The organism is Desulfosporosinus sp. Tol-M2, assembly GCF_059735615.1.
Genome location: NZ_JCAIJG010000116.1, coordinates 1 through 1,688 on the forward strand (window position 1 = coordinate 1; position 1,688 = coordinate 1,688).

General features: G+C 46.7%; 1 protein-coding gene. It reads left to right on the forward strand.

Annotated elements, in window-relative coordinates; translation table 11 throughout:
- The coding region (locus tag AC6I5A_RS08865; protein ID WP_034614611.1) for an IS1634 family transposase at positions 1–1,686 on the forward strand (1,686 nt) is incomplete at its 5' end.
- Positions 1,687–1,688: the final 2 nt, after the last annotated feature.

Sequence of the window (1,688 nt, forward strand, 5' to 3'; positions counted from 1 at the left end):
TTCATTCAGGATGTTGAATCGGCTCATCAGCGAGAGATCAAACACACCCCTCTAATCGCACTCATTGTCGCCACATTCTTAGATCGGCTGGGATTTGTGCCATTTATCAATTCGGTTGTTAGATGGGATGAAAAACAGTGGCAGGTGTCCCCTGGCAATCTTGCAAAAGCCATCATCATTACGCCATTTCTCTGTATCGGTGCACGAATACCTCTTTATTCAATTCATGAGAACTATCAGTTTGTTGACATGTCACTCCTCTTTGAGGATCCTGTTAAGCCAGAATGGCTGACCCGTGATGCATTTGCCTGTCTTCTTGACCGGATCTATGACGCAGGATGTGAGAACATCTTCACCCAGATCGCCCTGAAGGTCTATGACACCTTCAAGATCCCTTATAATGCGGTCTTCCACGGAGATACAACAACATTTGTTCTCTATGGATCATATGCAGACTCCGATCCTGACAAAGACGAAGAGGCTGTGCCGGCATATGGCCATAGTAAGGATGGCAAGCCAAATCTCAAACAGGTGTTGCTTGGTATGGTCACCGATAAACTCGGCATTCCGCTGCTTGTTACCGTACGAAGTGGCAACCAGAATGATTCAAAATGGAACAGGGCAATCATCGATTCATTGAGCGATCTCCTGAAAACTGCGACCTCAAAGGTGACGTATATTGCTGATTCCAAGCTCACAACCGCACCGAATATTATGAAGCTCATCAGGAAGGGGTTTTCATTTGTCTCAGTATGCCCGGCAAACTTCGAGAAGAAACTCGCAGAACGGTGCATTCGAACGGCATATGAGAAGAATGAATGGATGCATATCGGTACATACCGGGAGCCAAGGACGATCAAGCTTGTCGAGTATGAAGTGCAGGAATGCCGGGAATCGATCTGTGGAACCATCTGCCGTCTTCTTGTATTCAGGAGTACGAAGACAAAGAACGATGCAGTGAAGGCACTGGAGAAAGAGAAGAATGCGATCCTGGAGCTGGTCAAAGCGTCAACGACAAAAGAGTTTTCCTGTGAAGCAGACGCGTTGAAAGAAATAGCTGCACTCGAGAAAACCCTGAAGAATCGGATCTGGACTGTTGCATGTTCTCTTGTCACCAAAGATGTCGAGCTCGAAAAACGACCGGTAGGACGGCCTGCAAAGAATGCGAAACCGCTACCGAAAGCAACCGTCTGGATGATAGATACGGGGGATCTGATTGTCAGGCAGGAACGGTATGATCTGATGCAGTGGAAACATGAGTCGTTTGTTCTGATCACGAATGTGACGGAAGAGCATACCTCAGCCATCGAAATTCTCCGGTTGTATAAGGAACAGAAGACGGTAGAGGATAATTTCTCGGTCATGAAACGTCCGGCAATGGTGGATACGCTCTTTCTGAAAACACCGAAGAGGATCGTTGCGCTGATCACGTTGTTGTCGTTTGCGCTTTTGATTCAGGTGATCATCCGGGTGCTGGTTCAGAGAAACCTTGATGCTATGGAAGAGAAACCCGGGATTGATCATAATGGAAAGCCATTGGCACGGATCGGGTTGAAGAAAATTGTGAGGTTTTTAGGGTATTATACGGTGATATCAGAAGACGGTGAGCAGGAATGTATCTGTAAGACGAAAATACATCGACCACAACTGAAGACCTGGTTGCATATGTTGGAGATCGACTTGTGATC